The 21486-nt window shown below is 45.9% G+C and carries 14 protein-coding genes; 11 read left to right on the top strand and 3 right to left on the bottom strand.

The window, feature by feature from the left end; all coding sequences use genetic code 11:
* Positions 1-794 precede the first annotated feature (794 nt).
* The 3 genes from DWY79_RS21490 to DWY79_RS21480 are packed head-to-tail and all read left to right on the top strand — an operon-like array spanning position 795 to position 7181.
* On the top strand, positions 795-3905 hold the full coding sequence (locus tag DWY79_RS21490; protein WP_122370407.1) for a TonB-dependent receptor: 3111 nt from the start codon (positions 795-797) through the stop codon (positions 3903-3905).
* 21 nt (positions 3906-3926) lie between these two features.
* Positions 3927-5513 carry a RagB/SusD family nutrient uptake outer membrane protein gene (locus DWY79_RS21485; protein WP_122370403.1) on the top strand — a complete coding sequence of 529 codons (1587 nt, stop codon included), beginning with the start codon at positions 3927-3929 and terminating at the stop codon, positions 5511-5513.
* A 24-nt stretch (positions 5514-5537) separates the two neighbouring features.
* Positions 5538-7181, top strand: coding sequence for a family 78 glycoside hydrolase catalytic domain (locus DWY79_RS21480; RefSeq protein ID WP_122370401.1), 1644 nt, complete (start codon positions 5538-5540; stop codon positions 7179-7181).
* A 60-nt stretch (positions 7182-7241) separates the two neighbouring features.
* Here the strand turns inward: DWY79_RS21480 and miaB are convergent, their stop codons facing one another.
* On the bottom strand, positions 7242-8615 hold the full coding sequence (gene miaB, locus DWY79_RS21475; RefSeq protein ID WP_005853885.1) for a tRNA (N6-isopentenyl adenosine(37)-C2)-methylthiotransferase MiaB: 1374 nt from the start codon (positions 8613-8615) through the stop codon (positions 7242-7244).
* A gap of 260 nt (positions 8616-8875) precedes the next feature.
* Between miaB and DWY79_RS21470 the strand changes: the two genes are divergently transcribed.
* The 7 genes from DWY79_RS21470 (at position 8876) to DWY79_RS21440 (ending at position 15924) form a co-directional block, all read left to right on the top strand.
* Positions 8876-9334, top strand: coding sequence for a hypothetical protein (locus tag DWY79_RS21470; RefSeq protein ID WP_122370399.1), 459 nt, complete (start codon positions 8876-8878; stop codon positions 9332-9334).
* A gap of 101 nt (positions 9335-9435) precedes the next feature.
* A complete protein-coding gene (locus DWY79_RS21465; protein WP_005867081.1) occupies positions 9436-10932 on the top strand; it encodes an acetyl-CoA hydrolase/transferase family protein in 1497 nt (498 codons plus the stop codon).
* Between the two features lie 179 nt (positions 10933-11111).
* Positions 11112-12299 carry a phosphate ABC transporter permease subunit PstC gene (gene pstC / locus DWY79_RS21460; protein ID WP_122370397.1) on the top strand — a complete coding sequence of 396 codons (1188 nt, stop codon included), beginning with the start codon at positions 11112-11114 and terminating at the stop codon, positions 12297-12299.
* Between the two features lie 8 nt (positions 12300-12307).
* Positions 12308-13195, top strand: a complete 888-nt coding sequence (gene pstA, locus DWY79_RS21455; RefSeq protein WP_122370395.1) for a phosphate ABC transporter permease PstA — start codon at positions 12308-12310, stop codon at positions 13193-13195.
* A 15-nt stretch (positions 13196-13210) separates the two neighbouring features.
* Positions 13211-13963, top strand: coding sequence for a phosphate ABC transporter ATP-binding protein PstB (gene pstB / locus DWY79_RS21450; RefSeq protein ID WP_005867076.1), 753 nt, complete (start codon positions 13211-13213; stop codon positions 13961-13963).
* Positions 13964-13994: 31 nt separating this feature from the next.
* The gene (gene phoU, locus DWY79_RS21445; protein WP_005853873.1) at positions 13995-14669 is read left to right on the top strand and encodes a phosphate signaling complex protein PhoU; all 675 of its coding nucleotides are present in this window, start codon (positions 13995-13997) and stop codon (positions 14667-14669) included.
* A 40-nt stretch (positions 14670-14709) separates the two neighbouring features.
* Positions 14710-15924 carry an OprO/OprP family phosphate-selective porin gene (locus DWY79_RS21440; protein WP_121961711.1) on the top strand — a complete coding sequence of 405 codons (1215 nt, stop codon included), beginning with the start codon at positions 14710-14712 and terminating at the stop codon, positions 15922-15924.
* A 60-nt stretch (positions 15925-15984) separates the two neighbouring features.
* Here the strand turns inward: DWY79_RS21440 and DWY79_RS21435 are convergent, their stop codons facing one another.
* Positions 15985-18414 carry a glycoside hydrolase N-terminal domain-containing protein gene (locus DWY79_RS21435; protein ID WP_122370405.1) on the bottom strand — a complete coding sequence of 810 codons (2430 nt, stop codon included), beginning with the start codon at positions 18412-18414 and terminating at the stop codon, positions 15985-15987.
* Between the two features lie 82 nt (positions 18415-18496).
* Positions 18497-20344, bottom strand: coding sequence for an ABC transporter ATP-binding protein (locus tag DWY79_RS21430; RefSeq protein WP_005853867.1), 1848 nt, complete (start codon positions 20342-20344; stop codon positions 18497-18499).
* A 157-nt stretch (positions 20345-20501) separates the two neighbouring features.
* Between DWY79_RS21430 and DWY79_RS21425 the strand changes: the two genes are divergently transcribed.
* Positions 20502-21344 (top strand): radical SAM-associated putative lipoprotein, encoded by an 843-nt coding sequence (locus DWY79_RS21425; RefSeq protein ID WP_122370393.1) that lies wholly within the window; start codon positions 20502-20504, stop codon positions 21342-21344.
* The last annotated feature ends 142 nt before the right edge of the window (positions 21345-21486 follow it).

Here is a 21486-nt window from a genome sequence, read left to right as displayed (position 1 = left end):
TCATGCTAATTATCGTTAACCGTATTCAATTTTCTTATTATAGTTCATGATTCCAGAGTCGGAAATGGAAGTATGGAAAACAGATTATACAGACATGCAACGTTTCTTCATCTATGGAGAATCTCTGGAGTTTGATACACTGATGCAAAGAATGAAAGAATTACAAGAACAAGTTAGAAGCATGAGATAGCTTTTGCTTATGTCAACAACCTAATTTTTGTATTGGTTTAACCGGTGGTTGACTTCTATTGATAAGGTTCCCTCGGGCTTAGGAAAGTCCGGACTTTACGCAGAAAAAAGGTTGTGCCAGTGTTTTTTCATTTCATACTCAAGGTACCACTCCTGAAAAATATCAGTACAATGCATTAAGAACCCAAAAGAACAGCTAATAAAAATCAAGGTAAGCTGTCGCTATTATGAAAAGGGAAGCTATAAACATAATTTACGTACGTGTACTATAAAATAATACGCAAGAAAAAACCACAGTTCCGTAGGAACTAAATCCTTACTATCTCTCTCTTTCGATATGGCAAAGATGGGAAGTAATAAGAATCAAATGGTTACAAAAATGACATTTCTTGTTTGATAAATGACATAACAGATCCGCAATCAATCCTAAACCACTCTCCTCTAATATCCTATACATAAATTACCCATTGAGTTCCTACGGTACTTAATAACTTTATAACATATAGCCTATGGAGTATATCTAATAATGTATTAGTTAATCTGAATCTATCAGACTTATCGTATGTAGTTAACATTATCTATTCAATTATGAACAAATGAAAAGTATGAAAAGTAAAATGAGAACTTGGAATGTGGCGATGGGATCATTGTCTTTGCTCTTCCTCTGCGTATCGCCGGCATTGGCTATCGCTACAAATCCATCACAAGAGAACCCGCATACGGAGCAGAATGATGATTCCGTAACTCAACAGAGAACAAGAAAAGTGACAGGTGTCGTGCTTGACGCCAATGGAGAGTCTATCATCGGGGCGAACGTAGTGGTGAAAGGTACCAATAATGGGACAATCACGGATCTAGATGGTAAATTCTCGATCGAGTTATCGGATGGTGAAACCCTGCAAGTATCTTTTATCGGCTATAACAGCAAGGACGTTATGGTCGGCGCAGGAGAGAATCATATCAAGGTACAGCTGCGGGAAGACACGCAGAAGCTCGATGAAGTGGTAGTAGTCGGGTACGGAACACAGATCAAGCGGGCGGTAACCGGCTCCGTGCAATCCATCAAGTCGGAAGAAATGGCGGATATGCCCGTAGCCCAGATCTCGCAAAAGATGCAAGGCAAGTTCGCCGGTGTCCAAATCAATCAAGTATCCGGTAAACCCGGACAAGGAATGACCATGCGAATCAGGGGACAAGCGTCACTGTCCGGAGGAACCACGCCCCTTTATGTAGTGGATGGAATGCCTATCGTGGGCGATATCAGCACGATCAATCCAGACGAGATAGAAAGTATCAGTGTGCTAAAAGACGCTTCCGCCACATCACTTTACGGTTCCCGGGCTGCCAATGGAGTCGTATTGATACAGACAAAGACTGCCCAATCGGGGAAAAAACTAAGCGTCGACGTATATGGAGGCATACAATACGTACCCGAGAAAGGGAGGCCGGATATGATGGATGCCTCCGAATACGCACGGTTCAGGAAAGAGATTGCCGAAGAGAACGGATTGGCGGTCGATCCCGCTTACCAACATCCCGAAGCGCTGGGTAAAGGCACGGATTGGTATGACGTATTATTCCGTTCCGCCGCTATCCAGAATTACAGCTTGTCGTACAGCAATGGAGACGGGAAGTTTAAATCATCCACCGTAGCCAGCTATTTCAACCAAGACGGAGTGTTGACAAACTCTAATTACCAACGGTTCTCCGCACGAGCCAATACGGAATACGTATTCTCGAAGATCGTCAAGGTAGGCGTGAACCTAGCGCCTAGCTTCTCCATCAATAATAGCCCGCAATCGGACGGTAACTGGACGGAAGATAAAGGTTCCATCCTGCAAGGAGCTATGTTGACAACACCTCTCGCCCCCTATAAGAATGAGGATGGCAGTATTCCGCTTGTGGCCAGTGGGCCGGGATTGTTCGATAACCCGAACTGGTATAATGTGGTTCGCCTCAACAAGAACAAGACCCAGAACACCCATCTGATCGCAAACGCCTTCTTGGAGGTAGAGCCGGTCAAAGATTTAAAAGTAAAGACCAGCATCAACGCGGACTTGACACAGAATAAATGGAACTCGTTCAAGCCCTCCACCTCCGGAGAGATCTATAAGGCTCCCTATCAGATCCCCGAAGCGAAGGAATCCAATAATCTATTCTACACTTGGCTGTGGGAGAATACCGCCACCTACAGCAAGCAGATAAAAGATCATTCCTTTGATCTCCTGTTCGGCATATCCGCACAAAAATATCATAGCGAATATACGATGGTGACCGGAACGAACTTTCCCGACGATAAAATATCGACATTCAATGCCGCCCCTACCATTACGGCGGATGGAAACATAAACGAATGGTCCCTTTTATCCTATATCGGCCGTATAAACTATAATTACAAAGGAAAGTACCTTTTAAGCGCAGCAATGCGTAGGGATGGTTCCTCCCGTTTCGGTAAGAACAATCGTTGGGGTAATTTTCCATCCGTATCGGCGGGCTGGATACTCTCGGACGAGGAGTTCATGAAACCATTGGAGAAAACGATCTCTTTCCTCAAGGCCCGTATCAGCTACGGTATCGTGGGAAACGACCAAATCGGTAACTATACGCATTTGGCAACGATCACTACCACGAACAGCAACTTCAATAACGCCTTGGCCAGCGGCAGAAGCATCTCGGGAATGGGAAACCCGAATCTGGGCTGGGAAAGGAATAAGCAAGTCGATGTCGGTCTGGATGTCGGTTTCTTCAATAATCGCTTATCCATCATGTACGATTACTATAGCAAGCGAACGGACGCCCTGCTGTTCTCGCTAGAGGTACCGATCTCTTCCGGCTTCTACAATATCCAGTCGAACGCAGGCAAACTGAAGTTCTGGGGACATGAATTAAGCGTATCCTCCAAGAACCTGACAGGCAAATTACAATGGACTACCGACCTGAACGTATCTTACAATGACAATAAATGCTTGCAACTGGGTGTAGATGACGCCCCGATCATCGGTAACAACATCACGCAAGTAGGGGAACGGATCGGACAGTTTTACGGCTTAGTATGGGAAGGGGTCTACAAGAACAAGGAAGAATTCGACAAATACCCGAAGCATGCGCAAGCCGATGTCGGAACCATTCGCTTCAAGGATGTGAACGGGGATGGCAAAGTTACCCAAGGGGATGACCGCGATATCATCGGCAATCCAGTCCCTTTATGGATAGTAGGCATGACAAACTCGTTCACCTACAAGAATTTCGATTTGTCAATTGTCGTATCCGGCGGTTTTGGTTTTGAGTTAGCCAATATGGTAGATCAGTTCGCTGGAAATCTGGATGGTGTGTTCAACGTGTATAAAGCGGTAGACAATCGCTGGAAATCACCGGAGAATCCGGGTAACGGCCGTTATGGAACGACCAAGATGGGTACCACGGCACCAGAACGTGACTGGTTCAGTTCCCGTTTCCTTTATAACGGAAACTACTTGACGATCAAGAATATCACCTTAGGCTACCAAGTTCCGTTAAGAAACCGGGATATCATTAAAGGTTTGCGAGCTTACGTCAGTTTCCAGAACGTATATACGTTCACTAGCTACATCGGCGCTAATCCGGAGGTGAATATCAGCAATACGGGAACGACGGCGAATAGCTTGCAACAAGGATTCGATTATACCACCTATCCCGTTCCACGGACCATTACGCTGGGTTTAAATGTTAACTTCTAACTATCTAATTATACGAAATATATGAAAACGATATTCAATATAGCCATAAGCATCGCTTTAGGATGTAGTTGTGCCTCCTGTAGTGATTTCTTGAATCTTACGCCGTATAGCGAGATCACAGCCGAGAACTTCTACCAGAACGAGGAGGACTTCAGGCAAGCCGTAAACGGAGCTTACGAACCTTTACGGAACATGTACAACACGGAAGAGTGGAATCTGGGAGAGGCCAAATCGGATAATACGACGTATATCATCCATATCGCCAAATCATCTTTGGACGGAGAAGATCCGGATCAGTTCCTTGAGACATCCACCAATGGTAATGTCGGTACGAAGTATAATAACTGCTACGTAATCATCGGACGATGTAACCGGATTATCTCAGAAATAGACCAAGCGGATTTTGACGCGGAAGCAAAAAACAACCTCAAAGGACAAGCTTTGTTCCTTCGGGCATTCAGCTATTTCAACCTAGTACAATACTTTGGCGGCGTACCTCTGCATACGACACCCTCTACTGTGTATGAGGAGGCATTTAAACCCCGTGCGAGCGTAGACGAAGTATATGAGCAAATCATAAAAGACGCACAAGAAGCCAGTGATCTCCTACCTGTAAAATCAAGGCAAGAGGTAGGAAGAGCTTCCAAAGGCTCCGCACAGACCTTATTGGGAAACGTATACATGGTACTAAAACGATGGGCGGAAGCAGAACAAACGCTGAAAGAGGTGGTATCCTCAGGCGAGTATGAGTTATTAGCGGATTACGGCTCCATCTATTCCATCTCGAGCAAGAACCATAAGGAATCTATCTTCGAGATCCAATACATGCAAGACGCCTCATTAGGACAGCAAAGTGATTTCATATACAGATTCTTGCCCTATATGACGAATCCGTCCGCCATCACGGGAACAACCCCTAATCCTTGTCCTTCCAACGTAGACCATGGAGGGTTTAACACCCCTACGATCGATCTAATCAACGCATACGAAAAGGGAGACAAACGGTTGGACGCATCCATCGGTATGGTGGAAGGTAAGCTCACCGATAGCTATGCCCTCGACGCTACCGGCGTGAAAAGTATAGTTGACTATGAGCCAGCTCCGGGAATAACCGCCTATCCTTTTATCAAAAAATATTTTCATGAGCATATAAAACCCTATTACACGGATGACAACTGGCCGGTCTACAGGTACGCGGAGGTATTGCTCTTTCTGGCGGAAGCTATCAACGAGCAGAATAGGCCGGACGAGGCTATCCATTATCTGAATAACACCTTCGGGCAAGCGAGTATCCGGGGAAGGGCGGGATTAGCTCCTGTCAAATCCCAGAATGTAGATGCGTTGAGAGAGGCTATCTACCAAGAGAGACGGATCGAGCTGGCATTCGAGAACAAACGCTGGACAGACCTTCTGAGAACGGGACGAGCCGTGGAAGTCATGACACGACATGGACAAAAGATAAAGGCAAATCCCGAATCTTATTATTGGCCCGACGGTGTTCAACCCGTGGCGAACGCTTATCTGTTCAACCCAGATAAATGCTTGTTGCCCATACCTCTGCGAGAAATCGACTTGAACAGCGAGCTTAAACAAAATCCCGGATATTAACGAAGTTATTCTTATATTCGCATCATGAAAAGAACACATATGAAAATCCTGCTAAGTTTACTATGCTGTGTCGGTGTATTCACCCTATCAGCACAAAGTCGTTATTTCAAAGAAAGCGCTTCATGGCTTCAAAAGAGTGAGGCCTGCAAGCCAGTGTTAACCTATACGGAACATAAGCCGGTCAAACGGGTCACTTCCATCAAAGACGCGTCAGCCTACCAAGGTTGGCGCATGCAGGACGAAGGAAGCACGGATCTGTTATTCAATGAGTCCCTGAAGAAACATCCATCGGTTATAGTTGACTTCGGTGAGCATCTGACGGGTTATTTGGATTTCTCGCTCAAGCTCCTTAGCCAACAGGTTTCGGACGCTCCGGTACGTATCAAATTCACGTTCGCCGAAGTTCCCTCGGAATTGAACACGCCTTTCGACCCTTATCCGGGTGGTCTGTCAAGGGCTTGGCTACAAGATGAGGTGATGACGTTAATGACCGTACCCATCGAAGCCTCCATCCCCAGAAGGGTGTCTTTCCGGTATCTCAAGATAGAGTTGCTAGGCGCTTCCAGTTTCGATTTCGCCTTCGACAAGCTAACGTTCCGTGCGCAAACATCGGCTAAGACGGCTCCATTGCCACTGGCTTCCACTACCGATCCCTTGATCCGTAAAATCAATGAGGTAGGATTGCTTACATTAAAAGAATGTATGCAGACCGTCTATGAGGATGGCCCGAAACGGGATCGCCGGTTATGGATCGGAGACTTGTATCTGGAGGCGCTAGCGAACGCATGGTCGTATAAAAACCACGACTTGACGAAACGTTGCCTCTATTTATTAGCGGCTCTAGCCAATGATGAAGGACTGCTGCACGCCACCGTATTGGAGACACCGACCCCTCATCCGCAAAACGGTACGCATTGCTTGGACTATTCCCTGCTGTATAACGTAGCGTTGCTGGAATACCTGAAAGAGACCGGAGACAAGGAGGTCGCCTTGGACTTATGGCCGGTAGTGGTCCGCCAAATAGAGATGGCCTTGCGTCAATACTCAGACGATTGGATCTACGATATGCAAAAGAAGCCGATTTATTGGTTGGTATTCGACTGGAAAGATAATTATGATCGCCAGGCATCCATGCAGGGACTTACGGCATTCTCATTAGAGAAAAGCTATGAGCTGGCTAAAATGCTGGGAAAAGAGAAGGAGGCTAGAGATTGGCCTCGTATCGCCGGCCAGATAAAGAAAGCCGCCCGGAAAACATTCTATGACCAAAAGAACGGGGTGATCGTAAGCGGCCCTAACCGTCAGGTGTCTTACCTATCACAAGTGTGGATGATCCTATCGGAGACGCTTACCGCCAAGGAAGGAGCAAAAGCGATGGCCACCGTCCTATCGATGCCCGACGCATGTTATCCGGGATGTCCGTACGCTTATCATTATGTAATGGAAGCCTTGTTGAAATGTGGAATGCGGCAAGAGGCCCGTTCGCTCTTAACCAGTTATTGGGGCGGCATGGTGAATAAAGGAGCCGATACATTCTGGGAGGTATATGATCCGAACAATGACGAATTATCACCTTACGGATTTTTCCCGATCAATAGTTATTGCCACGCATGGAGTTGCACGCCGGTTTATTTCATCAACAAATACCCGGAGATATTCCAAAGATAGAAGATAATAAGAGAAACGCCAATATCGCTCGAAATGGAACGTATTGGCGTTTTCTTTTTCTTATTCCTCCACAGGTTCCCCGAACAGGGTTGCCGAGGAAGCCTTATGAATCTTGACTTTTATGAATTGACCTACATGATAGTTCTTCTTGTCAAAGATAACCACCTTGTTTTGGCTGGTTCGTCCGAACAATTGCTCACGGGAACGTTTCGAGAATCCTTCTATCAGAACCTCGAAAGTCTTGCCTATATCCCGCAAGTTACTTTCCTCGGACAACTTATTTTGCAAATCGATCATACCTTGCAAACGACGTACCTTCTCTTCTTCCGGCACATTATCCTCCAAATGGCTAGCGGCATATGTACCCGGACGTTCGGAATATTTAAATAAGAAAGCACTATCATATCCCACTTCACGCATCAAGGATAAAGTCTCTTGATAATCCTCCTCGGTCTCGGAATGGAAACCGCAGAATAAATCAGTCGAGATAGCGCAATCCGGTACGATACGACGGATCGCCGCTATACGGTCCAGATACCATTCACGAGTATATTTACGATTCATGACCTTCAAGATGCGACTGCTGCCGGATTGGGCAGGCAGATGGATAAACTTACAGATATTGTCGTTCGCGGCAATCACACGTAAGGTATCATCGCTCATGTCCTTCGGATGGGAGGTCGTAAAACGAATTCGCATATCGGGAACCTCTTTCGCCACACGATCCAACAAGATCGGGAAGGTTATGGTCTCACCTTCTTTCTCGAAAGAATAGGAGTTTACATTTTGTCCCAACAACGTAACTTCCTTAAAGCCTTTCTCGTGCATATCCCGTATCTCATTCAAGATACTCTCGATATCCCGGCTACGCTCGCGTCCTCTTGTATAAGGTACGATGCAATACGTACAGAAATTATTACAACCGCGCATAATAGACACGAAACCGGAGATATGTACACCCGGTAACTTCAAAGGAATAACATCCTTATAGGTCTCTTGGGTAGAAAGCTCCACGTTGATCGCTTTCTCTCCGTGCTCTACCGCTCCCACCAAGTTCGGCAAGTCCAGATAAGAATCCGGTCCTACCACCAAGTCGGCATGATGCACATGGATCAGGTCTTCCTTCACTCGTTCGGCCATACATCCCAATACACCGACAATTAATGACTTCTTTTTCCGTTTTAAAGACTGGAAATACTGTAGCCGCCCATAGATTTTCTGTTCGGCGTTGTCGCGTACGGAGCAAGTATTCACGAAGATGGCATCCGCCTCCTCGATATTCTCCGTCATACTATAGCCATCCATCTTCATGATAGAAGCTACAACTTCGCTGTCCGCCACATTCATCTGACAGCCGTAGGTCTCGATAAACAACTTTCGTTCATCGCTTTGGGTAGCGGATTTTAAGTCCACACCGTTTTCTTGATTTACCATACTATATGTTAATAGAATTTAAATAAGCAAGATTCTTAAAAATAATTACGCAAACGCTTGCATAGTTCGAATCCCACCGTTATATTTGCATTCGAAAAACGTAAATTTTTTCATAGTTAAGGTTTTGGTTAAATCGAATAAGGGTGGCTGTGAAGTTACCCTTATTTACTTTTATACCTATCTGATGTTTTATATACTCCCATCTTTTCACTTCTCAATTATTCTTCTTACATTTGGAGGTGCAAAAATAATCAAAGTTTATGGATAACGTAGGAGATTGGTTATATATTGTTTTCCTGATTATCGCCGCGGTCAGTGGCTTATTCAGTTCGAAGGACAAAAAAAAGAAGAAGAGTCGTCCCGATATATTAGGACAACCCGACAGGGAAATTGTGCCCAATGACCAGCCTACGGAAGGAAAAGGCTTCTGGGAGATACTGGAGGATATGCAAAAGGAAACGCGAAAACCTAAGCCCGCTCCCCGACAAAAGCAGGTAAAGCCAAAGGTTGAGAAACCGCAAGTCGTAGCCTCATCGCCTGCCTTATCTCCATTCCTTTCCGCCGAGAAGAATATCCCGAATCATATCGCGACCCAGCCATCCATAAGGATGAGTGCTATCGAGGAAGAACCGGGGCTTATGCCGGAAGATACCTTCAGAGACATCGAGGAATTGAAGAAAGCGATCATTTGTGCGGAGATTCTAAACCGGAAGTATTAATTTACGCTACACTTATATTCGATTCAGCGTAATTTTATGTAAGTTTGCGCCCGAAATATTGAACAGTAAGTATTTACCTAAAAACATAAAAACTAATTATCATGGCATTAAAATTCATTACAGCTGAAGAAGCCGCATCTTATGTGCATCATAATGACAATGTTGGTTTCAGTGGTTTTACACCCGCAGGATGCCCGAAAGTTGTTCCCGGAGCTATCGCCCGGAAGGCAGCGGAAGAACACGCTAAAGGTAACCCTTTCCAAATCGGTATGTTTACCGGCGCTTCTACCGGTGATAAGCTAGACGGAGAGTTGGCTCGCGCTAACGCCATCAAATTCCGTACACCGTACCAATCTAACAAAGACTTACGTGCCGCATTAAACGCTCATCAGGCACAATATTTCGATTTGCACCTGTCTGAATTGGCACAAAGCTTGCGTTACGGATTCTTGGGTAAGATCGATGTAGCGATCGTAGAGGCTGCCGATGTTACTGAGGATGGTGAGATCGTTCCGACTTCAGGTGTTGGTATCTTACCTACTATCTGTCGTATGGCAGACCGTATCATCGTTGAGTTGAACTGCCGTCACCCGAAAGAAATCCGCGGTATGCATGATATTTACGAGCCGGCTGATCCTCCTTTACGCCGTGAGATCCCTATCTACACTCCTTCTGACAGGATCGGTAACGATTGTGTAAAAGTAGACCCGGCTAAGATCGTTGGTGTGGTAAGGACCGATGAGCCGAATGAAGGTGGAAAATTCTCTCCGCTGGATGATGTTACGATGGCGATCGGTAAAAACGTTGCGGACTTCTTGGTTAGCGAGATCAAGGCCGGCCGTCTTCCGAAAGAATTCGTTCCATTGCAGAGTGGCGTAGGTAACGTGGCTAACGCAGTCTTGGGCTGCATGGGAGCTAATGAGTCTATCCCCGCATTCAATGTATATACTGAGGTTATTCAAGATGCGGTTATCGAATTGATGAAACAAGGTCGCGTTAAATTCGCCAGCGGTTGCTCTTTGTCCGTAAGTAACGAGGTGATCCGTGAGATCTACGCTAATCTTGATTTCTTCAAGGATAAGATCTTGCTTCGTCCGCAAGAGATCTCAAACAATCCGGAGGTTGCCCGCCGTTTAGGTTTGGTTGCGATCAATACGGCTTTGGAGGCTGATATCTTCGGTAATATCAACTCTACACACGTATCCGGTACTCGTATGATGAATGGTATCGGTGGTTCCGGCGACTTTACCCGTTCGGCTATGTTGTCGATCTTCACGACTCCGTCTACGGCGAAGGATGGAAAGATCAGCGCGTTCGTACCGATGGTATCTCACTTGGATCATAGCGAGCACTCCGTGAAGATCATCATCACGGAATATGGTGTAGCGGACTTACGCGGTAAATCTCCGATCCAACGCGCTCGTTGTATCATCGACAATTGTGTTCACCCGGATTACAAACCGTTATTGGAAGAGTACCTCGCTATGGGTATCAAGGGACATACGCCTCAAAACCTGAAATGCTGTTTCGCTTTCCATGAGGAACTAGCGGCCAGCGGAGATATGCACAATGTGGATTGGAGCAAGTATAATAAGTAATACAAACATATTACAGGCATAATTCATAGGGCATGGGTTCAACCGAACTCATGCCCTATTCTCATAGCAGACAATGCGTAATACATTTGTAATAATTTTGAAACAATTCTTTCAAGCGGGTTTAATCTCTCCTTAATATAGAGGCTCTTTCTTTGCAGCAGAATAAATAGGCAAAGATTGTGAGAAAGTTTATAGAAAAATTAGTGGAAGGAGGATTCTTGATCAGTGGAAGCGTCAGTAGCTTTACGATCTTGTTGATCATTGTCTTCTTATTTAAAGAGGCCGCAGGTCTTTTTAACAGCCCGGAAGTAGAGGACGGATATATATTGGCCGTGAATCAGGAAAATCCGGTCGAACATTTGTCGCCCGAGCAAATCATGGATGTCTTCGATGCCAATATCACCAATTGGGAAGATTTAAACGGAGAAAATCAAGATATACTTGTCTTCCGGTTCTCGGACCTAACCAACTATTATACGGAAGAAGAGCTAGGTGAAGAATTTCAATATGTTCCCGAGAAAATCAATGAACTTATCCATAAAGAGCCCGGGATTATCGCATTCTTTCCGGAACAATACAAGTCGGAAAACTTTACGGGAAAAATCATATCGGGAGCCACGATCAAGCCTTCGGAATTCTTTGGAGGGACGAAATGGTATCCGACCTCAACTCCCGCTCCGATCTTTGGGCTGATCCCTCTATTACTAGGAACGCTGTTGGTAAGTATAGGTGCGATCGCCTTATCCCTCCCCTTCGGAGTAGCGGTAGCGATCTATATGGCAGAGATCGCCAATACAAAAACACGCAATTTATTAAAACCGCTTATCGAGTTGCTGGCAGGTATTCCCTCAGTCGTTTATGGTTTCTTCGGATTGGTGGTGATCGTTCCCCTTATCCAAAAGACCTTAGACCTTCCGGTAGGCGAGACCGCTTTCGCCGGAAGCGTGGTTTTAGCGATCATGGCGTTGCCGACCATCATCACGGTAGCGGAAGATGCCATGCGAACTACACCACGAGCCATGAAAGAGGCCAGCTTGGCATTGGGAGCCACGCAATGGCAAACCATCTATAAAGTAATAATCCCCTACTCCATATCCGGTATCACGTCCGCTGTCGTATTAGGTATAGGACGTGCGATCGGTGAGACGATGGCCGTATTGATGGTAACCGGAAACGCCGCCGTTATCCCTACCTCGTTCTTCGAACCGGTACGGACAATTCCTGCCACGATAGCGGCGGAATTGGGTGAGGCCCCCGCAGGTGGAGCACATTACCAAGCCTTGTTTATGCTGGGAGTCGTGTTGTTCCTCATCACCTTGGGGTTGAGCATCGCCGTAGAATATATTTCATCCAAACGTAAAATTTAATTAAAGATATGGCACCTATTCAACATTTAGGGAATATAGACAAGAGAAAACGGGCCTCTCAACAGGTTGCTTTCGGTTTCTTTTCTTTCCTGAGTTATTTGGTCGTAGTGATCTTATTCGTAATACTGGGATTCATTATCTTAAAGGGAGCGAGCGTGATCAGTTGGGATTTCCTGACACAAGCACCCCAAGAGGGCATGACCTCCGGGGGGATTTTTCCGGCTATCGTAGGTACACTCTATTTAGTGATCGGAAGTAGCTTGATTAGTTTTCCTATCGGCATCATGAGTGGTATTTATATGAACGAGTACGCCACGAACGGGAAACTCATCCGCTTCATCCGTATCATGACGAATAACCTAAGCGGTGTCCCATCCGTTGTTTTCGGGTTATTTGGTATGTCTCTATTCGTAAGCACCTTGGGATGGGGAGACTCTATTATAGCGGGTTCGTTTACCTTGGCGCTAATGTCCTTGCCACTTATCATCCGTACGACGGAAGAGGCTTTGAAAAGTATCGATGATTCTTTCCGCCACGGTAGCCTAGCGTTAGGGGCTACGAAATTGCAGACCATCCGTAGGGTCGTGCTACCGATGGCGTTCCCCAATATTATTACGGGATTGATTCTTTCGATCGGGCGTGTGTCCGGAGAGACCGCTCCTATCCTTTTTACGGTGGCCGCTTATTTCTTGCCACAATTACCGAAAAGTATTTTCGACCAATGTATGGCATTACCCTATCACTTATATGTTATATCTACAAGCGGTACGGATATCGAGGCTTCCCGGGGGATGGCTTATGGCACGGCACTCGTACTGATTGTCATCGTATTATTAGTAAACCTTTTGGCAAATGCCTTGCGTAATTATTTCGCCAAGAAGGTAAAAATGAATTAAAAAAATAAGACAATTATGATAAAGATTGATGCTAAAAACGTAGACTTTTATTATGGGGATTTCCATGCGTTGAAGAACATTTCCATGGAGATAGAGCCGAATACGTCCACCGCTTTCATCGGACCGTCCGGTTGCGGAAAGTCTACTTTCCTCCGCCTGTTCAACCGCATGAATGATTTGATTCCGGGCACTCGCATGGAAGGTCAGATCCTGATTGATGGAAGAGATATCTATACGAAAAGTGAGAAAGTGGATCGCTTACGTAAAAACGTGGGGATGGTTTTCCAGAAACCGAATCCTTTTCCTAAGACGATTTATGAGAATGTCGCTTATGGCCTGCGGGTAAACGGTGTCAACGATGAGAATTATATTGAGGAGACGGTGGTCAAGACTTTAAAGCAGGTCGTCCTTTGGGACGAGGTAAAGGATAAACTGAAAGAATCGGCATTCGCTCTTTCCGGCGGACAGCAACAACGTTTATGTATCGCCCGTGCCTTGGCGATCTCGCCCTCCATCCTATTAATGGATGAGCCGACTTCCGCGTTGGACCCGATTTCAACCAGCAAGATCGAGGATTTGATACATGAGCTGAAAAATGATTATACGATCGTAATCGTTACCCATAATATGCAACAAGCGGCTCGTGTTAGCGACAAGACCGGATATTTCTATTTAGGGGAATTGATTGAATATGATAATACCCGGAAGATTTTCACCAATCCGGAGAAAGAGTCTACACAGAATTACATTACCGGACGGTTTGGGTAATTGAAAATTAAAAATTGAAAATTAGAAGAGTATGAAGGTTATAGAGCAGGAGATTCATTCTTTAAAAAATAGTATCAGCGAGATGTGGGCATTGGTTCACCAGCAATTATACAACGCAGGGGAGGCTATGCTTACCGGAGATAAGGAACTCGCTTATAAGGTAATCAGCCGGGAACGCCGGGTAAACGCTTTCGAACTAAAGATCGACAGTGATTGCGAGGATATCATCGCTTTATATGCGCCGGTAGCGATCGACCTACGTTTCGTATTGGCGATGTATAAGATTAATACAAACCTAGAGCGTCTGGGAGATTTCGCCGAAAGCATCGCCCGTTTCGCCGGAAACCTTCCCGAGGGGGAACCGATTGACCCGCAACTGGTCAAGGAAACCCGGGTAGAAGAAATGCTGTCGGAGTTATTAAGCATGATCTCACTCACCAAAGAGGCTTTTGAGAAAGAAAGCTCAGAGATCGCTTCCCGTATCTTCTTGAAGGATAATTTGATCGATGAGATCAATCATAATTCTACCGCTATTATCGCCAAATATATAGAGGAGCATAAAGGTAGTGCGTTGGCAGGGTTATATATGGCCGGTGTTATCCGGAAAATGGAACGTTTCGGAGATCATTGTACGAATATAGCGGAAGAGCTCATTTTCTATCTGGACGCTAAAGTCATGAAGCATATGGGCAAAACCGAGCAATAATTCGTATCTTCGCGGCCACTTTAACAATCAACATCAGTAAATGAAACGACTCACAGTGGCTTGGCTGTCGGCCTTCTTATTGAGCGGTTCCGCGTTAACGTCTTACGCTCAGACAAATTCTCCTATCCCGGAGCGGGATTCTTCTTCGGTATCTCTTTTTGAATACACGACTAAGATTCCGAAACGCAACAAGGTTTTCAATCTGGACTTGGAGATGCACGCAGGATTCAACGCGGACTTTTTCTCGGGGAAGCTGGATGAAGCCGCCTTTCGTTTCAGGGATGTCAAAATTGATGTTACCGGAGAGGTGAACGATCGGTTATTCTATTGGTATCGCCAAACGCTGAATGGCGGTTATGAGGGACAAGCCTTGGAGAATTTGAATGAGTCGATCGAATATGCGTATATCGGCTATAAACTGAATGAGCGTTTTACCTTAACCGCCGGAAAACAAGATGTGTTCTACGGTGGTTTTGAGTACGACGAGAATCCTTTGCTTATTTATGAGTATAGCGATATGAATGAATACTCCCTTTGCTACCTTACGGGAATCGGGCTGGGGTATCAGCCGAATGAGTCGCAAGAGATCCGCTTACAGGTGACGAACAGTCGTATGGGATCGATGGAAGATGAGTATGGACGTCTGCCGGAAGGATTTAAGAAACCGAGAGTTCCCTTGTTTTACACATTGAACTGGAACGGTAACTTTCTGGATGAGTTGATTCATTTACGGTACTCCGTATCCGCTGCGGAACAAGCCCAAGGGAAATATATGTATAGCGTCTTTACCGGTCAAAGTATAGAGGCCGGACCGGTCTATGCTTATTTCGATGTCATGTATTCACGAGGAAAATTAGACCCATTAGGATTATTGACCGAATTGACCCAGCCCGAAGTCTCCGGAGAGGAGGAACCGGAACCACCGGTTCGTATGCAAAACATCGATTATCTTTCGCTGGTGGGGGAAATACAGTATCGTTTCCATCCCAAATGGCAACTATTCGCGAAAGGAATGTATGAAAGCGCATCGATCTATAAAGCCTACGATGCTTACGAGAAAGGTAAATACCGTACGGCATGGGGGTATCAAGGAGGGCTTGAGTTCTATCCGATGGCCGATGATAATCTACATATCTTCTTGACCGCCATAGGTAAAAAATATAACCTATCTGAACGAGCGAAGGCGCTCGATGCCTCTCTGGACGACACCGCACGCCTTTCGATCGGTTTCATTTATAGATTACCGTTATATTAAATTTTTCTCATTTGTTGTAGAGACGCAGCATGCCGCGTCTCATCCCCTCAGAATGGTAACTTAGAATTGCAACACAAACTCTTCCCCTTGTAACAAGTCCACTGTTACTTTTCCATCGACTACAGGTAGGGAAACCGGCTTTTGGTTCTTTTTGAGGCTCATGTTCGCGGAATTCGCCGGAAGCTTGATCTGGAAAGAACCGGGAACGATCGCTTTCAATCGAGCTTCCGTCAACAGACCTTCCGTCCATTTAGCCGACACCTCTCCGCCATTCCGGACTTTTAAACCACTAAAGCTTCCGTTTTTCCAAGCGGATGGCAAAGCGGGCAAGAACTCGATCAATCCGGATTGACTCTGTATCAACATCTCCGCAATACCGGCTGTTCCTCCAAAATTACCATCAATCTGGAAAGGAGGATGGGCACAAAACAAATTAGGATAAGAGCCTCCTCCCTTCACCTCCTTCGTATGCTCATCTACACAGGGACGTAACAAATCACCCAGCAATTTATAAGCATGATCGCCATCCTGTAAACGGGCCCAGAAATTAATCTTCCAAGCCATAGACCAGCCCGTGCTTTGATCGCCACGGACCTCCAAGGATTTACGAGCCGCCTCTGCCAACTCCGACGTATGCTCTATCGATATCTCATTCCCGGGATAAAGCCCATATAAATGAGAGACATGACGATGGGTAGGCTCTACCTCCTCATACGGCTCGAGCCATTCCATAATACGGCCGTCTTTACCGATCGTCGTAGGCATCAAGCGATCTCGTTTCGCCGCCAACTCAGCAGCGAACGCGCTATCCACACCTAAAATCCCGGCGGCCTCAATGGTATTCGTAAATAATTCCCGCAAGATCTGATTGTCCATCGTCGATCCGGCACAAATACTCACGACACTTCCGTTTGGCATTTTATAAGCGTTCTCCGGAGAGGTAGTAGGTGCCGTCACCAGATATTTAGTCCGGGGATCTTGCACCAGCATATCCACAAAGAATTGGGCAGCCCCTTTCATCGTCGGATAAACATCCCTCAAATACGCCTTATCTAATGTATACTGATAATGCGTGTACAAATGCTCGCATAGCCATGCGGCGGATGTATTCGTGGCTCCCCACGACGGATGTTCGCCCGGGGCGGTAAACTCCCAGACATTACCTAAAATATGCGTGACCCATCCCCGTGCGTTATAAAAAGCTTTGGCCGTACGTTCACCGCTAGGGACTTGCTGTTTCGTCCATTCGATCAGCGGAAGGTGCAACTCGGAGAGGTTCGTTACCTCCGCTGGCCAATGATTCATCTGTAAATTAATATTTAGGTGATAATCCCCGTTCCAAGGCGTATGAATCGTATTACACCACAAGCCCTGCAAATTCGGGGGCAGTAATCCCTGCCGGGTCGAGGAAATCAATAAATATCGACCGAACTGGAAATATAAAGCCGCCAATCCCGGATCGTTCTTATCTTGAGCGAAAGCGGCCAAACGCTCATGGATCGGAAGATGATCCCTTTCGCCTTTTCCCAAATCCAAAGAGACCCGATCAAACAGGGAGCGATAAGCGAGTGTATGTTCCCGGCGCAAGGTGGAGAAATCCTTAGATTCCGCTTGCGATAAGTATTTTTCCAAGGATTGTCCGACGCCGTCTTTATCGAAATAATCCGTACCTAAACTTACCAAGATAATCGCTTCCGAGGCACTTCGCACCGATAAACTACTATCCGTTGCGGTCAAATCCCCCCCCTTCGGCAAGACGATACGGACACGAGAGGCGAAACGCATCCCTTTCATCTCCAACGTATCCACCCCGTCCGGCAATTGTCCCCGCATCAGCAAGTCCTTTCCGTCCAAAGAGATCGTCGCATGTTCCGGACGATTCATACCTAATGAGAAATTCAAGGCCCGATCCGCGTCCGCTACCAAGTGAATAACTCCCAGATCCCCGGAAAAAGAGGTAAACATTTCCCGTTGATAATTCACATTCCCCCTTTTAAAAGAGACGGAAGCGATAGCCTCGCTTAGGTTCAACCGCCTGCGATACTCAGCGATAGAATCCGATTCATTCGGATACGTATATCTCAGCACTAGATTTCCGAATAATTGGTAACTCCCATACGGAGCGTTCGCACCGTCACCCAGATTACTCCCGGTCCCTTTGCAGACGAAAGTTTTATACATCAAATCCTGTGCCTCGTCATTCCGTCCCTCAAATAAGAGGCGACGAATATTCGCCAAAGAGTAATACGCATAAGGATTGTCCGTATCTTGCTTACTTCCGGACCACAGGGAGATCTCATTCAGGACCACATTCTCCCGCTCAATACCACCATCCGGCATCATACCGATACGGCCGTTTCCCAAAGGCAAGGTTTCTTCCCATATCTGCGCTGGTTGGTCAAAATAATAAGAGACCTCCTTCCCAGTCTGCATATCCGGCAAATTACAACCGAAAAGGAACGATAACAAAATCAAATAAAGTCCTTTCATATTCATACGATTATTCCTTGTTATTGTTTTTCCATCAAAAGCCGAAGAGGCGATCCACTGCAACCCGGGTTGCAGTATCACCCTAAAAGCTTTGCATATCACATAGTCGTTTATAATAGCCATCCAAAGCCAACAACTCCTCGTGTTTGCCCCGTTCTACGATCTCACCCTCATGCATCACACAGATCTCATCCGCGTTACGGATCGTGGAGAGACGGTGGGCGATCACTACGGTCGTACGGTTCTTCATCAAGTTCTCCAACGCTTCTTGTACCAAACGCTCGGATTCCGTATCCAAGGCGGATGTGGCCTCATCCAAGATCAAGATCGGGGGATTCTTCAAGATCGCACGGGCGATACTGATTCGCTGGCGTTGTCCGCCGGACAGTTTTCCACCCCGGTCGCCGATATTGGTATCGTAACCTTTCTCACTCGCTATGATAAAATCGTGAGCGTTGGCGATGCGGGCGGCTTCCTCCACCTGTTCCATCGTAGCCCCTTCCACTCCAAAAGCGATATTGTTGAAGAAGGTATCGTTAAACAAGATAGCCTCTTGATTGACATTTCCCATCAATCCCCTAAGATCGAAAAGGGTGGCCTCACGGATATCCGTATCATCAATACGGATATTCCCTTTATTCACATCATAAAAGCGAGGCAATAGATCCACCAAGGTACTTTTACCCGAACCGGATTGACCGACCAAAGCCACGGTTGTTCCTTTCCGGATATCCAGATTGATTCCTTTCAAGACCCAAGCTTCCTGATATTTAAACCAAACATCTTTATAACTGATTTTCTCTTTCAAGGCGATCTTCTTCGGATGTTCCGGGTCATGGATATCCGTCTCCGCCTTCAAGATCTTATCGACACGCTCCATGGAGGCCAGACCTTTCTGGATCGCATAAACCGACTTACTTAGATCTTTCGCGGGATTGATAATGCTATAGAAAATAACCAGATAATAAATAAACGTAGGAGCGTCGATCGGGCTATTCGCGCTCAAGATCAGCGTACCTCCATACCAAAGTACGATAGCGATCGTAACGGTTCCCAAAAACTCGCTCATCGGATGCGCCATTTGTTGGCGGCGATAGATACGGTTTGTCAACCGGCGGAAAGTATCATTGCTTCGCTCAAAGCGGTCTTGTATCTTCTTCTCGGCGTTAAAGGCCTTGATAATACGGAGTCCGCCTAATGTCTCCTCGATCTGGCTCATCAGGAATCCCCATTGTTGCTGTCCTTCCAAGGATTTCCGTTTCAATTTCTTGCCGACTTGTCCCATTACGTAACCCGCCAACGGCAGCAGGATCAAGACGAACACGGTAAGTTGCCAACTGATAGCGATCATACCCACCAGATAGATCACGATCAGGATCGGGTTCTTGAATAACATGTCCAATGAACTCATGATGGATGTCTCAATCTCGTTCACGTCTCCGGATACACGGGCGATAATATCCCCTTTTCGCTCCTCCGAGAAAAAGCTCAACGGCAACTGCGTAATCTTCTTGTTAATCTGATTACGGATATCACGAACGACTCCGGTCCGGATCGGGATCATCGTATAAAAGGCCAGATACATGGTCGCCACTTTCAAGAAAGTCGCCACGATCAGGAAGATTCCCAACATAATCAAGGCGAACGAACCTCCGTGTACCTCTATCAGATCGGATACGTACCAAAAAAAGTTATTCTTGATCAACTCCGGCAAGGCTTTCCACGACTCCCAGCTTCCCGCGTTAAAATTCCAATCCATAAAGGTGTAATTCCCCTCATCCATCTTAAACAAGATCTGAAGGATCGGGATAATCAAGGCGAAAGAAAACAGGTTCAAGATAGCGGAAAGTACATTGAACACGATGTTCAGAACCATATACTTTTTGTAAGGGGGAACGAAACGCTTTAAAATACGTATGAAATCTCTCATAAATTGATCTGTTACATTGAAGTGGCAAAGATAGTAAAAGTACAGCTATATCAACCCCTATTATATAAAGAGAAAAGACAAATACCGGGCGGTAAGCAACTATTTCGCATATATTCGCATCTATATAATAGAGCAAACAAATAAAAACGATCAGATCATGGAAAACATCAACTTGCAACTATTAAGAAAGATCAACTGTCTATTAACCGGATTATTGGCCATCATAGGATTCTCTTGCGGTGAGAATGGAGAGATACCTTGCGAATATGGTAGTCCTCATGCCAACTTCCAAATAAAAGGGAAAGTGACAGACATGAGAGGAGGGCCGATCCCCGGCCTACAAGTCCGTATCAACCCGAGCGGAGAGTCTCATCCGCAGGGATGGTTACATACCGATACCCTACGGACAGATACAAACGGAGATTTCGTTTTTAGCAAAACCGATTTCCCTTTCATGGAATATCGATTAATTATAGAGGATGTCGATTGGGATAAGAATAAGGCGATATATGCTTCCGATACGACAACGGTCACCTTCGACAGCAATGATTTTTCCGGAGGAGAAGGCTGGTCTCTTGGAAGCGCTTCCAAGGAAATCCAAATCCAACTAAAAGAATACATCGATACACACACGGAACCTTATACCTTATATACCTTCTACGGGAGAGTAACCGATCAAGATGGTTGGCCTGTTCCGGGCGTAACAATCTATACCTCTCCGGCCTATACGCCTAATATAGATGAAGATATCACCAGTTTTCCTGCCGTCACAGATGAGACCGGGCGCTATCAGTTTACCTATGATCAAGCTCCGGCAACCGAACATACCCTTTACGCACGCCTATCACCATCCTTTTCTGATCCTCAATATCCTTGGAAAACTGATTCTATTGTTGTAAATTTCGGCGAAATTGAATTAATAGACGGGGAAGGGATGCTGATTGGGAGAGGATCGAAAGAGGTTAACTTTCAGCTTGTACATTCCAGCCCACAAAAATAACACATATGGACAAACGCCCAAACATCAAAAAACGTATCGCCCTAGAGCTTTTTCGAAGTATCAAGAAGAACAGGGCTAAATTACATGAATTGGGGCTGTCCAAAAAGTGTGACAGCCCCTTTTTGCTATTGTTTATTTCAGT

The sequence above is a fragment of the Parabacteroides sp. AF27-14 genome (genome assembly GCF_003635425.1).
In the GTDB taxonomy this organism is placed as follows: Bacteria; Bacteroidota; Bacteroidia; order Bacteroidales; family Tannerellaceae; genus Parabacteroides; species Parabacteroides distasonis.
This window is presented reverse-complemented; position numbering and strand designations above follow the sequence as displayed.

Excerpts from the sequence above, each read along its gene's own strand:
- DWY79_RS21490 (WP_122370407.1), top strand. The coding sequence starts at position 795 with ATGAAAAGTAAAATGAGAACTTGGAATGTGGCGATGGGATCATTGTCT.
- DWY79_RS21440 (WP_121961711.1), top strand. The coding sequence starts at position 14,710 with ATGAAACGACTCACAGTGGCTTGGCTGTCGGCCTTCTTATTGAGCGGT.
- DWY79_RS21470 (WP_122370399.1), top strand. The coding sequence starts at position 8,876 with ATGGATAACGTAGGAGATTGGTTATATATTGTTTTCCTGATTATCGCC.
- DWY79_RS21465 (WP_005867081.1), top strand. The coding sequence starts at position 9,436 with ATGGCATTAAAATTCATTACAGCTGAAGAAGCCGCATCTTATGTGCAT.
- DWY79_RS21425 (WP_122370393.1), top strand. The coding sequence starts at position 20,502 with ATGGAAAACATCAACTTGCAACTATTAAGAAAGATCAACTGTCTATTA.
- miaB (WP_005853885.1), bottom strand. The coding sequence starts at position 8,615 with ATGGTAAATCAAGAAAACGGTGTGGACTTAAAATCCGCTACCCAAAGC.
- DWY79_RS21435 (WP_122370405.1), bottom strand. The coding sequence starts at position 18,414 with ATGAAAGGACTTTATTTGATTTTGTTATCGTTCCTTTTCGGTTGTAAT.
- DWY79_RS21430 (WP_005853867.1), bottom strand. The coding sequence starts at position 20,344 with ATGAGAGATTTCATACGTATTTTAAAGCGTTTCGTTCCCCCTTACAAA.
- DWY79_RS21485 (WP_122370403.1), top strand. The coding sequence starts at position 3,927 with ATGAAAACGATATTCAATATAGCCATAAGCATCGCTTTAGGATGTAGT.
- phoU (WP_005853873.1), top strand. The coding sequence starts at position 13,995 with ATGAAGGTTATAGAGCAGGAGATTCATTCTTTAAAAAATAGTATCAGC.
- pstB (WP_005867076.1), top strand. The coding sequence starts at position 13,211 with ATGATAAAGATTGATGCTAAAAACGTAGACTTTTATTATGGGGATTTC.
- DWY79_RS21480 (WP_122370401.1), top strand. The coding sequence starts at position 5,538 with ATGAAAAGAACACATATGAAAATCCTGCTAAGTTTACTATGCTGTGTC.
- pstA (WP_122370395.1), top strand. The coding sequence starts at position 12,308 with ATGGCACCTATTCAACATTTAGGGAATATAGACAAGAGAAAACGGGCC.